The sequence below is a fragment of the Microbacterium sp. 18062 genome (assembly GCF_902706225.1).
In the GTDB taxonomy this organism is placed as follows: Bacteria; Actinomycetota; Actinomycetes; order Actinomycetales; family Microbacteriaceae; genus Microbacterium.
In genome coordinates this window covers 1-12,291 of the sequence record NZ_CACSKB010000048.1, presented here as the reverse complement: position 1 = coordinate 12,291, position 12,291 = coordinate 1, and the positions used below count along the sequence as shown (strand labels likewise).

At 73.5% G+C, this 12,291-nt stretch carries 13 protein-coding genes; 1 reads left to right on the top strand and 12 read right to left on the bottom strand.

Translation table 11 applies throughout. From position 1 onward, the window contains the following. Nucleotides 1-2: 2 nt before the first annotated feature. The 6 genes from GVL03_RS15240 to tsaB all read right to left on the bottom strand — a co-directional run bounded on the left by GVL03_RS15240 (nt 3) and on the right by tsaB (nt 4,210). Nucleotides 3-581 (bottom strand): hypothetical protein, encoded by a 579-nt coding sequence (locus GVL03_RS15240; protein ID WP_159501861.1) that lies wholly within the window; start codon nt 579-581, stop codon nt 3-5. A gap of 32 nt (nt 582-613) precedes the next feature. After that, nucleotides 614-904 carry a WXG100 family type VII secretion target gene (locus GVL03_RS15235; protein ID WP_159501860.1) on the bottom strand — a complete coding sequence of 97 codons (291 nt, stop codon included), beginning with the start codon at nt 902-904 and terminating at the stop codon, nt 614-616. 66 nt (nt 905-970) lie between these two features. Further along, a complete protein-coding gene (locus GVL03_RS22045; RefSeq protein WP_200847193.1) occupies nt 971-1,909 on the bottom strand; it encodes a hypothetical protein in 939 nt (312 codons plus the stop codon). Beyond that, nucleotides 1,906-2,976, bottom strand: a complete 1,071-nt coding sequence (tsaD, locus tag GVL03_RS15225; RefSeq protein ID WP_159501859.1) for a tRNA (adenosine(37)-N6)-threonylcarbamoyltransferase complex transferase subunit TsaD — start codon at nt 2,974-2,976, stop codon at nt 1,906-1,908. The genes GVL03_RS22045 and tsaD overlap by 4 nt, the downstream gene beginning before the upstream one ends. Next, nucleotides 2,976-3,533 carry a ribosomal protein S18-alanine N-acetyltransferase gene (gene rimI, locus GVL03_RS22380; RefSeq protein ID WP_235038195.1) on the bottom strand — a complete coding sequence of 186 codons (558 nt, stop codon included), beginning with the start codon at nt 3,531-3,533 and terminating at the stop codon, nt 2,976-2,978. The genes tsaD and rimI overlap by 1 nt, the downstream gene beginning before the upstream one ends. Then, a complete protein-coding gene (gene tsaB, locus GVL03_RS22375) occupies nt 3,530-4,210 on the bottom strand; it encodes a tRNA (adenosine(37)-N6)-threonylcarbamoyltransferase complex dimerization subunit type 1 TsaB (RefSeq protein WP_235038194.1) in 681 nt (226 codons plus the stop codon). Before tsaB ends, rimI begins: the two co-directional genes overlap by 4 nt. Nucleotides 4,211-4,329: 119 nt before the next feature. Between tsaB and GVL03_RS15215 the strand changes: the two genes are divergently transcribed. Beyond that, on the top strand, nt 4,330-5,313 hold the full coding sequence (locus GVL03_RS15215; RefSeq protein ID WP_159501858.1) for an alpha/beta fold hydrolase: 984 nt from the start codon (nt 4,330-4,332) through the stop codon (nt 5,311-5,313). A gap of 48 nt (nt 5,314-5,361) precedes the next feature. On the opposite strand, the gene tsaE is transcribed toward GVL03_RS15215, so the two are convergent. From tsaE to GVL03_RS15185, 6 genes are all read right to left on the bottom strand, one after another. After that, nucleotides 5,362-5,883 (bottom strand): tRNA (adenosine(37)-N6)-threonylcarbamoyltransferase complex ATPase subunit type 1 TsaE, encoded by a 522-nt coding sequence (tsaE, locus tag GVL03_RS15210; RefSeq protein WP_159501857.1) that lies wholly within the window; start codon nt 5,881-5,883, stop codon nt 5,362-5,364. Nucleotides 5,884-5,921: 38 nt separating this feature from the next. Next, nucleotides 5,922-7,046: an alanine racemase gene (gene alr, locus GVL03_RS15205; RefSeq protein ID WP_159501856.1), complete on the bottom strand. Its 1,125-nt coding sequence runs from the start codon at nt 7,044-7,046 to the stop codon at nt 5,922-5,924. 16 nt (nt 7,047-7,062) lie between these two features. Then, on the bottom strand, nt 7,063-7,455 hold the full coding sequence (locus tag GVL03_RS15200; RefSeq protein WP_159501877.1) for a holo-ACP synthase: 393 nt from the start codon (nt 7,453-7,455) through the stop codon (nt 7,063-7,065). Nucleotides 7,456-7,599: 144 nt separating this feature from the next. Next, the gene (glmS, locus tag GVL03_RS15195) at nt 7,600-9,450 is read right to left on the bottom strand and encodes a glutamine--fructose-6-phosphate transaminase (isomerizing) (RefSeq protein WP_159501855.1); all 1,851 of its coding nucleotides are present in this window, start codon (nt 9,448-9,450) and stop codon (nt 7,600-7,602) included. 446 nt (nt 9,451-9,896) lie between these two features. After that, nucleotides 9,897-11,642 (bottom strand): DUF4012 domain-containing protein, encoded by a 1,746-nt coding sequence (locus tag GVL03_RS15190; RefSeq protein WP_159501854.1) that lies wholly within the window; start codon nt 11,640-11,642, stop codon nt 9,897-9,899. Next, complete coding sequence (locus tag GVL03_RS15185; RefSeq protein ID WP_159501853.1) at nt 11,642-12,274, bottom strand: cell wall protein; 633 nt, start codon at nt 12,272-12,274, stop codon at nt 11,642-11,644. The genes GVL03_RS15190 and GVL03_RS15185 overlap by 1 nt, the downstream gene beginning before the upstream one ends. Nucleotides 12,275-12,291: the final 17 nt, after the last annotated feature.

Sequence of the window (12,291 nt, the reverse complement as noted above, 5' to 3'; positions counted from 1 at the left end):
GTTCAGTCCTCCCCCGCATCGATGTCCTCGTGGGCCCTCGCCGCCTCTGCCGCGGCGAGTACTTCCGTCTCGATCACCGCTTCGGAGGACCTCTCCAGCCAGTCCGGATCACACCGCAGTTCCACGATCATTCCCGCCGCCATGGCCATACCGACCGTGCGCTGATCGTTCCAACGCAGGCGGGGCGGTTCGTCCGGCAAACCGGATCGGCCTTCGAGCACCTGGGCGACGAGCGCCTGCACGTCGATGCCGCTCGCCTCTGACTTCGCTCGCAGGTCGGCCGCGTCGCGCACCGGGCGCTTCTCGATAGCACGACCCACGGCGATCGAGATCTCCTCACCGAGGCGTTCCCCGTCGAGCGCCTCACGGGCCACGGGGTCGATCGTGAGCCCGACCAGCCGGGCGTCCTCATCGACCTTCGCAGTCACGGCCGTCGGTTCGGGGAACGTCACGAGCTCCGTGAGGCGGTCCTGGATGCGCCCCAGATCAGTGACGGTGGACTCCGCCTTGCGTCTCAGCCGATCTAGACGGGCGAGGACGTCGTCGTCGGGAACGGCGGTCGGGTCGCCGGGTGTCGTCATGTCTCGTAGTTCTTCCTTCGTCCGCCGGTCGCTCAGCCGCAGCGCGCGATCACGGCCGATTCGGTGGCGGTATAGCGGGACGCGACGCTGTGCAGCAACGCAACGGCTGCGGCACCCCACTCCCTGAGGGAGTCCATCGATGTCAGCCAATCCGTCTGCGCCCGTTGATACGCATCGGAGGCGTCGCCGGACCACTGGCCCGAGAGGAGCGAGAGCGCGGCACTGAGGTCGCCGAGCTCCTGGTCCATGCCGGCCAGCGCGTCTGTCAGCTCGTCGGCCAGGGCTGTGAGGGCGTCCGGATCAGCTTCGATGGCATCGGCCATTCCTGCATGGTAGCCGCCCGAGCCCACCCGCGCGGCGCTGACATCCGCACTGTGGACAACGTCGTCTCAGCCGACCCAGCCCGCCCGGTACGCGGCCCACACGAGCCACCCCGCGCTGTAGACGACCGAGACCGCGCCGAGCACAATCGTCCAGACCGCGATCTGCCTGGACTCGAACGGACGGCGCAGCGACAGGATGCCGAGCGCCACCGCCGTCACCCCGATCGGGAACGCCACCCCCACCACGAGCGAGGCGATCAGCCCGACGACCGCGAACCCGAGCCCGATGGCGGCGAAGTTTGCCGGACGCAGCATCGGGGGCGGCGTGAGCACGGCGCCGGTCACCGAAACGAGCTCGAGCCGCTCCTCGGTGATCTCCACCGGCGCCGTGGGCGGACGGGTGAAGCCGCCCCGGTGCGCGCCCGGGAGCGTCGCCTCCGCCGCGGGCGCCGCGACGTCGGGAGACGCCACCTCCACGTGCGCCGCGACGTGCAGCTCAGGAACCACCACGACATCGGGGACCGGAGCGGCTGCCGGGGCCGCCGATTCCGGAGCGGCCGGATCGGACCGCGCCGCCGGGTCGGCGCCCGGAACGACCGCCGGGCTCGACGCCCGAGCCACCGCCTGCGTCGCGGATGCGGAGGCCGCCGGAGCCCGGGGCCCATGGGTCGCGGCGGCCGCGGCATCCGATGCCGACGTCTCGGGAGCCCGGGTCGCGGTCTCCCCCGCTGCTACCGAGGCTGCCGTCACGTCGGCGGACCGGACCACGGCGTCCGCGGCGTCGAACACGGGCTCTGCGGCCACGACCGCGGAGTCGGAGCCTGCGGCCTCGGGAGCCGGCGCCGGGTCGTGCTCGAGCGCGGCGAAGGCGGCGAGGATCGGCTGCGCGGATGCATCGTCGAAGCTCAGCTCGATGTCTGGCGCGGCGCGATCGATCGTCCGGTCGGGGCGGTCGGATGCCGCACCGCCGGCCGCCGCATCCGGCCGCGCGGGCTGATCGCTCACATCGGCACCTCCGCGCTCGCCTCGGCGATCTGGATCTCGGTCACCGGCAGGGTCGAGTCGGCGCCGAACGACAGGGTCGAGGGACGCCGCCCCGCCATGATCAGCTCGGACGCGAGGGCGGCGATCATCGCCCCGTTGTCGGTGCAGAGGCTGAGCGGCGGGATGCGCACCGTGACGCCGGCGGCGGCTCCGCGCTCGAGCGCGACCGCGCGAAGACGCCGGTTGGCGATGACGCCGCCGCCGAGCAGCAGCCGCGGCACACCGTGCCGCGCGCACGCATCGAGCGCCTTGGCCACGAGCACGTCGACGACCGACTCGCGGAAGGACGCCGCGACATCGGGCACGGAATGCTCCGGGGTCTGCTCCACGTACCGGGCCACGGCCGTCTTCAGCCCGGAGAACGAGAAGTCGTAGCGGTGCCGCTCCATGTCGGACGCGCGGGAGAGGCCCCGCGGGAACCGGATGGCACGCGGATCGCCCGTCGCCGCGGCGCGGTCGATCTCGGGGCCGCCAGGATACGGCAGCCCCAGGATCCGGGCGACCTTGTCGAAGGCCTCGCCCGCCGCGTCGTCGACCGTCTCGCCGAGCATCTCGACGTCGGAGGTCAGGTCGCGCACGAGCAGCAGCGACGTGTGCCCGCCGCTCACCAGCAGCGCGACGGTCGGGTACTCGAGCGGCGGCGCGTCGGCGTCGAGGATGTCGGCGGCGATGTGGCCGACGAGGTGGTTCACCGCGTACAACGGCTTGTCGAGACCCACGGCCAGTGCCTTCGCGGCGCCCACCCCCACCATGAGCGCGCCGGCGAGGCCCGGCCCGCTCGTGACGGCGACGGCGTCGAGGTCGTCGAGCGCGACGCCCGCCTCGGCGAGCGCCGCCTCGATCGAGGGCTGCAGGGCCTCGAGGTGCGCCCGGGCCGCCACCTCGGGCACGACGCCGCCGTAGCGGGCGTGCTCGTCCATCGAGCTCGCGATCGTGTTCGAGAGCAGCGTGCGGCCGCGCACGATCCCGATCCCGGTCTCGTCGCAGCTCGTCTCTATTCCGAGGACGAGGGGTTCGGCAGCGCTCATCAGCACCATCCTCCCGGTGCGGCGCCCGCGACCGCCGCGACTTCTCCGTCGCCGGGGTCTCCGGCTCCGGCGAGTCCGTGAACGTGCGCTTCGGGAGGAGTTGCGGCCGTCCACGCGGGCACGTCGAGGGTCATCACGATCGCGTCCACGTCGTCGGGCTGGTAATAGCGGGGGCGCCGCCCGGCGACGGCGAAGCCCTCGGAGGCGTACAGCGCCTGCGCGACCGGGTTGTCGGCGCGCACCTCGAGGAAGAGGTCGCGGACGCCTCGCTCCCGGGCGAGGGCGATGAGCGCGCGCAGCAGCACGCGCCCGCTCCCCCGACCCCGGAAGGCCTCGGCCACCGCGATCGTCTGCACGTCGCCGTCGCGCGCGCCCGCGACCGCCCGCACGCCCGCGTAGCCGGCCAGCCGCCCGGCCTGCTCGAGCACGACGTAACGGCCGTGCGGGGAGACGAGCTCCTCGCGCATCATCGCCTCGCTCCACGCATCGGTCGGGAACGAAGCCCTCTCGAGACGCATGATGGCCTCGAGGTCGGCCGGCGTCGCGTCGCGGATCACGCCGACACCCGCTTGGGGGCATGCCCGACGGTGACATCGGGAGAGCGCAGATACAGCGGCTCGGCGGTGGCGAGCCCCCGGCCGGCGGCGAGCGCCCGGGCCGCGGCGAGGGCGAGCAGCGCGGCGGGCACGGCGGAGGCGTCGAGGCGCGCCGCCTCCAGCTCGTCGAGGCGCGCGTCGAGATCGTCGCGCGGCACCAGTGCGGGCTCGGTGACGCGCACGGGCAGTCCGTCGTCGTCGAGCCCGTCGTACACCGTGTAGGCGAACTCGCGGCGACGGGCGTCGGTGACGACCGCGAACCGCGGGGAGCGGCGACCCTCGATCTCGGCGGCGATCAGCACGCCCAGCGCGACCGCGTCGTGGCTCGGCACCGCAATGACGGGGATCCCCCGGGCCAGGGCGAACGCACGGGCGGCGGCGATGCCGATCCGCAGGCCCGTGAACGGCCCCGGGCCCATGCCCGCCGCCACGTGCGTGATGACGTCCCCGCCGCTCGCGGGCAGCCCCGTGCCGTGCGCCGCGGTGGCGGCCGCCGCATCCGTCGCCCGCCGCAGCAGATCGCCGATGACCTCGGCGTGCCCGAGCGGGTCGTCGCCGGCGACCTCGGCGCGCACGACGCCGTCCGCGTCGACCACGGCCACGGCCGTGCCGAGAGAGGTGTCGATGCCGAGGATCACCCTTCCAGGGTATCCGCCCGCCCGGCCTCGCTCCCGCGCGTTCCTCGGGCGTCCCGCCTCTGCGCGACGAGGACGGGGCGCCGCGCAATCCGCACGGGCCGCCGCCGCGAACAACCGTCATGAACGGGGATGCGGCGCGCACCGCACTGCGACCGGGCGAGGCCGAGCTGGGGCTGCGTCGGGTGCGCGTGGGCGACATGGTCGTGCGCACCGGTCGCGCGCGTGGCGACACCGCCACGCTGATGCTGCACGGAGCGGCGGGGTCATGGACGACGTGGACGCCGCTGCTCGCCGCATCCGACCGCGCCGGCGCTCCCCTCACCGACGTCGTGATCCCGGACCTGCCCGGATGGGGCGAGAGCACGGGGACGGTCGACGACGTCGGGCGGCTGTCGGCCGATCTCGCCGCGCTCGTCCGATCGCTCGGCTATGCGCGGTGGCGGATCGTCGGGCACTCGCTCGGCGGGTTCATCGCCCTCGACCTCGCGAGCCGCGAGCGGGCCGCCACCGTCGGGGTCGGCCTCGTCTCGCCGAGCGGTCCCGGCGTGCAGGCGGTGGCCCGCCGACCGGTCGCCGGCGCCGCGCGCGTGCCCGGGTTCGCGGGGATGCTGGTGGCCATGCGGGTGCTCGAGGCGCTCGGAGACTCGGCACGCGGGCTCGTCCGCGGCCTCGACCGGCTCGGGCTGCTGCGCCCGCTCGCCGCTCCCCTGTTCGCGCGGCCGCGCCGGATCGACCGCTCCGTGATCGCCGCGCTGGCCGACGAGATCCGCCCGGGCGCGTTCCGCAGCGCCGTGCGGATCGCCGCGGACTACGACGAGACCCGCTGGCGCCGCATCCGCTGCCCGGTGCGCTCGGTGCGCGGCGAGCGCGATGTCTTCACCGGGACCGGCGAGAGCACGCGGCTCGCCCGGCTCGTTCCCGGATTCTCGGAGGTGCGGATGCGGTCGGCCGGGCACTTCGCGCACCTCGAGCAGCCGGAGGGCACGCTGCGGGCGCTCGCCCTGGGCGCGCCGGACGCCGATCCGGTGGTGTGGCGCGCCTACCGACGGGAGCCCGTGCCCGGCGTCGCTCGCCCGCCCGTGGAGCACCCCGCCCCCGTGTAGGGCGTCCTTCCCGCGGCCTGTCGGGCGTGACGGTGCGACGGGTGGGACCTACGGGCGTCGGGTGATGCTCACGAGCCGGGGGGTGTCCGCGTCGAGCTCGAGCGTCGCCCGCGAGTAGGTTCCGCAGGCGGTGTCGACGCCACGGCCGTGCCACTCGCGATCGAGCTCGATCTCCCACCAGCTGTCGGCGAGCCCGTCGACCATCCCGCGCCCCCACTCGACCACCACGACCGAGCCGGGCAGATCGATGTCGAGGTCCTCGAGCTCGAGGGCGGAGCCGAGCCGGTAGGCGTCGACGTGCACGAGCGGCGCGCCCCCGACGAGCGAGGGATGCGTCCGTGCGATCACGAAGGTCGGGCTCTGCACGGGACCGCGAACGCCCAGACCCTCGGCGATGCCGCGGGTGAGGGTCGTCTTGCCGGCGCCCAGCGGACCGGTGAGCACGAGCAGATCGCCGGCGCTCAGGCGGGCTCCGATGTCGCGTCCGAGCTGTTCCATCGCCTCCGGCGAGTCGACCTCGCGCCGACCGGCGAGATCGGCGAGCCCGGCCGCCCGCGTGTCGTGTCCCATGCCCGGTGCAACGTCGGCGCGGCGCGGTTCATGCCCGCTCACGACGACACCTGCCGGCGCGGCACCCGCGCCCCGATCCGGGTCACGATCTCGTAGTTGATGGTGCCGGCCGCATCCGCCCACGCCGTCGCACCGGGCGCTCCCAGCGTCGGGTCGCCGAAGAGCGTGGCCTCGTCGCCGACGGACACCTCGGCGTCGCCGACGTCGACCACGAACTGGTCCATCGCGATCCGCCCGGCGACGTGGAAGCCCTGCCCGCCGATCCGCACGGGACCGATGCCCGACGCCTGCCGCGGCACGCCGTCGGCGTAGCCCAGCGGCACGAGGGCGAGGGTCGTCTCCCTGTCGGTCGTGTAGTCATATCCGTAGGACACGCCCTGGCCCGCCGCCACGCGCCGCACCGCGGCGACCGAGGCGCGCAGGGTCATCGCGGGGCGCAGGCCGAGATCGGCCGAGGAGCGGCCGGCGAACGGCGACAGCCCGTAGACGCCGATGCCGATCCGCACGCAGTTCAGCCGCGTCTCGGGCAGATCGATCGCCGCGTGGGTGGCGGCGATGTGCCGCAGGCGCGGCGAGAGACCCGAGGCGGTCGCAGCGGCGACGCCCGCCTCGAAGCGCGCGAGCGCGGTGCGGTCCGCATCCGCGGATGCGTTGGAGAGGTGGCTGAAGATGCCGATCACCCGGATGCGGCCGAGCCGCTCGAGACGCGCCGCCTCGGCGAAGACGATGCGATCGGCGCCGGGCGAGATGCCGTTGCGGCCGAGCCCGGTCTCGAGCTTGAGATGCACGATCGCCGGGCGCTCGCCCGTCGCGGCGGCCGCCACGGCGTTCAGCTGCTCGAGACTCGAGACGCCGAGCTCGATCCCCCGTTCCACGGCCTCGCCGAACGTCGCGCCGGGTGCGTGCAGCCAGGCGAGGATCGGCGCGTCGATGCCGGCTCCGCGCAGCGCCAGCGCTTCGGCGACGTCGGCGACGCCGAGGCGGGACGCGCCTCCCGCCAGTGCCGCCGCCGCGGAGCGGGCCGCCCCGTGGCCGTAGCCGTCGGCCTTCACCACGGCGAGCACCTCGACGCCCACGAGACGGCGGAGCTGCCGCACGTTGTGCTCGATCGCCCCGACGTCGATCGTCGCCTCGCGCATCACGCCCGCCGGAAGCCCGCTCATGCCCGTCTCCCTCTGCTCATGTCCGTACCTCGCTCTGGCTCTGGCTCTGGCTCTCGCTCTCGCTCTCGGCGACGACGTAGGCCGTGGCGAGGCCGGCGTCGTGACTCAGGGAGAGGTGGAGGGCCGTGATCCCGCGCGACGCGACCACCTCGGCGGTCGACCCGGTGAGAGTGAACCACGGCCGGCCGGAGGGCTCCGGCGTGATCTCGATCTCGGTCCAGTGCACGCCGTCCGAGCCGCCGAGGGCCTTGATCAACGCCTCCTTGGCCGCGTACCGGGCAGCCAGGGAACGCGGGGAGAGCGTCCGCTCCCCCGGGGAGAACAACCGTTCGCGCAGCCGCGGGGTACGCGCCAGGGTGCGCTCGAAGCGGGGGATGTCGACGAGGTCGACGCCGATCCCGACGATCATGTGCCCCTCCCGGATGCGGCGGCCCACCGCATCCGCCACTCTATCCGCGCGACGCCCCTCGCCCGTCGGTCCCATGCTCCGCCTCCCCCGCCCACCCGGACAGACGGACGGGACGCGAGCGGGCGGGGCCGGGGCGAAACCGGCCTACTCGACGGTGACGGACTTCGCGAGGTTTCGGGGCTGATCCACGTCGAGACCCTTCGCCGTCGCGAGGCCCATGGCGAAGATGTGCAGCGGCACGACCGCGAGCAGCGGCTCGAAGAGGGGCCCTGCGAGCGGGATGCGCAGCACCTCGTCGGCGAACGGCAGCACGGCGGCGTCGCCCTCCTCGGCGATCACGATCACGCGGGCGCCACGGGCGCGGATCTCCTGGATGTTCGAGACCACCTTGTCGTGCAGCAGCGCCGACTCGCGCGGCGACGGCACGATCACGAACACCGGCTGACCGGGCTCGATGAGGGCGATCGGGCCGTGCTTGAGCTCGCCCGCGGCGAAGCCCTCGGCGTGGATGTACGAGATCTCCTTGAGCTTCAGCGCACCCTCGAGGGCGATCGGGTAGCCGACGTGACGGCCGAGGAACAGCACCGAGCGGGTGTCGGCCATCCAGCGCGCGAGCTGGGTGGTGCGCTCCTGCTCGCGCTCGAGGATCCGGCTGATCTTGCCGGGAACGGCCTCGAGCTCGCGCACGTGACGGGCGATCTCGGCGTGCGGCAGCGATCCGCGCACCCGCGCGACGTGCAGCGCCAGCAGATACAGCGCGGTGATCTGCGCGACGAACGCCTTCGTCGAGGCGACGGCGACCTCGGGGCCGGCGTGCGTGTAGACGATCGCGTCGGACTCGCGCGGGATGGTGGCGCCCTGCGTGTTGCAGATCGACAGGGTGCGGGCGCCGCGCTCCCGGGCGTACTTGACCGCCATGAGCGTGTCCATCGTCTCGCCGGACTGGCTGATCGAGACGACCAGGGTGTCGGGGCCGATCACCGGGTCGCGATAGCGGAACTCGTGCGCGAGCTCCACGTCGACCGGCACGCGCGCCCACTGCTCGAGCGCGTACTTGCCGGTCTGCCCGGCGTAGGCGGCCGTGCCGCACGCGATCACGACGATCCGGTTGATCCCGGTGAACACGTCGTCGAGTCCGTCGAGCTCGGGGATGTCGACCAGGCCGTCGCGGATGCGGCCGAGCACCGTGTTCGCGACGGCCTCGGGCTCCTCCGAGACCTCCTTGGCCATGAACGAGGACCAGCCGCCCTTCTCCGCGGCGGCCGAGTCCCAGGTCACCTCGAAGGGCTCGACCTCGACGGGCTCGCCCCGGAAGTCCGTCACCTCGACACCGGCGGGCGTGATCGCGACGATCTCGTCCTGGCCGATCGCGAGGGCGTTGCGCGTGTGCTCGACGAACGCGGCGACGTCGGAGCCGAGGAAGTTCTCCCCCTCGCCCAGCCCGATCACGAGCGGCGAGTTGCGGCGGGCGGCGACGACGAGACCGGGGTGGTCCTGGTGCATCGCGAGCAGCGTGTAGGCGCCCTCGAAGCGGGCGACCGTCGCGCGGAAGGCGGCGACGAGATCACCGGATGCCGCGTACTCGCGCCCGATCATGATCGCGGCGACCTCGGTGTCGGTCTCGCTGCGGAACTCGTACCCCTCGCTCACGAGCTCGGCCTTCAGCGTCGCGAAGTTCTCGATGATGCCGTTGTGGATGACGGCGAGCTTGTCGTCATCGGCGAGGTGCGGGTGGGCGTTCGCGTCGGTGGGGCCGCCGTGCGTCGCCCAGCGGGTGTGGCCGATGCCGGTCGTGCCGTCTGCGAGCGGATGGCCGGCGAGGTCGTCGCGCAGCACCTGGAGCTTGCCGGCGCGCTTGCGCATCCCGAGCCCGCCGTCGGCGTCGATGATCGCGATGCCCGCCGAGTCGTAGCCGCGGTACTCCAGGCGGGCGAGCCCGGAGATCAGGATGTCCCGGCTCTGCCGAGGACCGACGTATCCGACGATTCCACACATGCGCCCAATCGTAGGCGAGCACGGCTGTCAGGCCGCCCCATGCCCCGCCCGGGCACGGCGCCGCGTCGGACTCGGGTCCGGGCGCGAGTCACCCACGGACGGCGGATGCGAGGCTCCGCCGGGACGCGCCGCGCACGAGGCTCATGCGCGAAGCGCGCTTGCTGCCGCGGAGACGAGAAGCGGACCCCCTCAACCCTGCCATTGGGGACTGGATAACTTGAGGGGGTCCGCGTGAACCGTCGACTGCTCCGGACCGGCGCGTTTGGGGACGACTGCCGATGAGCTGCTGGGGACAGCCTTGGAGCGCACGCCGACGGCGACACCAGTGTAGTCGACACACGGTGTCATATCTGCCCCCGCCTCCGGTCGTTCTTTTCCGGCTCTGCGGACGTTCCGCTCCACGCCCGCCGGGCGTCTCTCCGGGTGCCCGCGCCGTCACGCCGACCTCAGCCGCATTCGGCGACCCGAGCCTCGACATCCACCTCCTGCAGCAACGGGGTGTGCAGCACCGTCGGCGTCACCGCGCCCGGCTCCGGTGAGACGAATCGGAACTCGAGCGTCCGCGTCCGTCCAGGCGCGAGATCGGTGCGGCGAGTGCTCGCCGAGACGCCGTCGGCGTCGACATCCTGCGAGGAGACGAGCGCGCCGTCGAGGCGGACGCCCCCGAAGTACCAGCCCGCCGGAGCGGCGACGGTGACCGTCGGGGCGATGTCGCCGACGGCGGCACCCCAGATTCCTCCGCCGGTCACACTCACTGGCAACGCCGTCGCAGCATCCGCCGGCGCAGCGCTGGTGAGGGTCGCCGTGACGACGACCTCGGCCCGGCCGTCGTCTCGGCACACCGCCGAGCCTGCGCCGAGCGCGATGTCGAGGAACGGCGTCATCTTGCCGCCCGTGGCGTCGTTGAAGTAGACCGCGAAGGCGTCCTCCCCCGCCAAGCGCTGCCGAGCCTGCGGGCCGCCGAGCGCCGTGTCGATCAGCGCGGACTGCTCCGCGGCATGCGCGCTCCACACCGAGACACGGCCGTCCGCGACCGGCTGCTGCAGAGCAGAGAACAGCCGCAGCAGGTCGAGGTCTCCCGAGGTCAGGCGGGCGAAGACGGACTCCGCGATGCGCGCGAACGCGCCATCCTGCTGTTCCGGCGCAAGCGTGACGTACGGCTCGACGAGCAGCCTGTCGACGAGGTTGCCGGCGTCCAGCGACTGATCCCCCGCCTCGATCGGACCTGTCACCGCGAGAACCGCCTGCAACACGATCGGATCGATCGACACCACCGCGTCCGGCACGTTCCCGGTCGCCGACCGCCACCATTCCGAGGCGAGCCTGCCGGTCACGTCGAAGTCCGCCGTCATCGACGCGTTCTGCACGAAACGCCCGATCCCGTCGCCGAAAGAGGCGGTCTCCCCGGCAGGGAGGGCCGCCAGCGGCCGGTCTGCAGGAACGAAGTGCGAGGAGTCGCGCTGCTGTCCCAACGTCAGCTCGCCGTCGACGGCGATCAGCTCGATGAACGTTCCCGTGATGCCGCCGCCCGTGCGCAGCTCGGCCGTGTTCTGCACCATCACGAGCACGCGCCGGGAGCCGTCGATCCCGAGCATGTCGGGCACGAGCCCGCCCGCGTCCGCGAGCATCTCCACGACCGGCGCGACCGCCGCGAGCGCCTCGGCGAGCGTATCGACCTCGGCGGCCACCTGCGGCACCAGAGCGGTGCGTTCGAGCTCGTCCAGGGCGCGTTCCGCGCCACGCACGGTCGCGCGCGCGGTTTCGAGGGTCTCGCTCGCCGCGGCGAGCGCCGCCACGTCGGCGCCCGTGCCGCTGTCCGCCGTCGACGCCATCAGCTCCAGCACGGGCGTCGCGACGCGGTCGGCGAGAGCATCGAGCTGCGCGGAGCCGATGCGCACCGCCGCGAGGTTCGCGCCGATGACCGGCACGATCTCCGCCGCCCGCCAGAGCGGGTCGTCGCTCAGCCCGGCGGCATGGGCGGCGTGCCCGCGAAGGCGCTCCACCGCGTCGGTCGCTCCCGAGGGATCACCGGCCTGATACGCGGATGCGGCCTCGTGGGCGGCGGACCCGGCCAGGCCGAGCTCGTCCTGCACCTCGAGGGCACGCGCCACCACGCTCCCGGCGGCCGCCGCGACCACGATGCCGAGCAGCACGCCGCCGAGAACAGCGATCCGCGTCCTCCGGCGCGCCATCAGCGCGCGACGGGGTCGGCACGCCGCACCCGACGGGCGATGGCGAACACCCCTGCGCCGACCAGCATCGCGGCCACGCCCCCCAGGGCGATCGGCAGCACGGGGACCGCGTTGCCCGTGGCGGGCAGTGCCGCGGCCAGCCCCGCAGGATCGGCGGCGCAGCCGGAAGCGGGCGACGGATACGCCAGCGGCACCTCGAGCTCGGCTCCCGCGTGGACGACCGCGGTGATCGCGCCGCGCGTCCAACGGTAGTTGCCGTCGGTCTCGACCCACCGCTCGTCGGCGAGCTCCCACCCGGGCAACGCGCCCGTATCGGACGACGCGCCCGGCCAGAGGATCTCGCCGTCCAGACGTCCGTCCGAGAGCGCCCCGAGAGGCAGCTCCACCGCGTTCTTCCCGTCCGACAGCACGAGCGTCGCGGCGCCCGCGAGGTCGTCACCGCCGGTCAGCGTCAGCGAGTACGCGATCCACGGCGTGCCGTCGTGGCAGACCGGCTCCACCACGGAGCCCGCGAGCGTCGGCTCGCGCGGCGTCACCGGCGTGTACCGGTCTATCCCCGCGTGCGCCGCCGTCGGCGTTGCGATCACGAGCAGTGCCGCAATTCCCGCGGCACGCAGAATCTTCCCCCACATGTCAGCCTCCCCAAAGG

Excerpts from the sequence above, each read along its gene's own strand:
- GVL03_RS15240 (WP_159501861.1), bottom strand. The coding sequence starts at position 581 with ATGACGACACCCGGCGACCCGACCGCCGTTCCCGACGACGACGTCCTC.
- GVL03_RS15235 (WP_159501860.1), bottom strand. The coding sequence starts at position 904 with ATGGCCGATGCCATCGAAGCTGATCCGGACGCCCTCACAGCCCTGGCC.
- tsaD (WP_159501859.1), bottom strand. The coding sequence starts at position 2,976 with ATGAGCGCTGCCGAACCCCTCGTCCTCGGAATAGAGACGAGCTGCGAC.
- GVL03_RS15215 (WP_159501858.1), top strand. The coding sequence starts at position 4,330 with ATGAACGGGGATGCGGCGCGCACCGCACTGCGACCGGGCGAGGCCGAG.
- tsaE (WP_159501857.1), bottom strand. The coding sequence starts at position 5,883 with ATGGGACACGACACGCGGGCGGCCGGGCTCGCCGATCTCGCCGGTCGG.
- alr (WP_159501856.1), bottom strand. The coding sequence starts at position 7,046 with ATGAGCGGGCTTCCGGCGGGCGTGATGCGCGAGGCGACGATCGACGTC.
- GVL03_RS15200 (WP_159501877.1), bottom strand. The coding sequence starts at position 7,455 with ATGATCGTCGGGATCGGCGTCGACCTCGTCGACATCCCCCGCTTCGAG.
- glmS (WP_159501855.1), bottom strand. The coding sequence starts at position 9,450 with ATGTGTGGAATCGTCGGATACGTCGGTCCTCGGCAGAGCCGGGACATC.
- GVL03_RS15190 (WP_159501854.1), bottom strand. The coding sequence starts at position 11,642 with ATGGCGCGCCGGAGGACGCGGATCGCTGTTCTCGGCGGCGTGCTGCTC.
- GVL03_RS15185 (WP_159501853.1), bottom strand. The coding sequence starts at position 12,274 with ATGTGGGGGAAGATTCTGCGTGCCGCGGGAATTGCGGCACTGCTCGTG.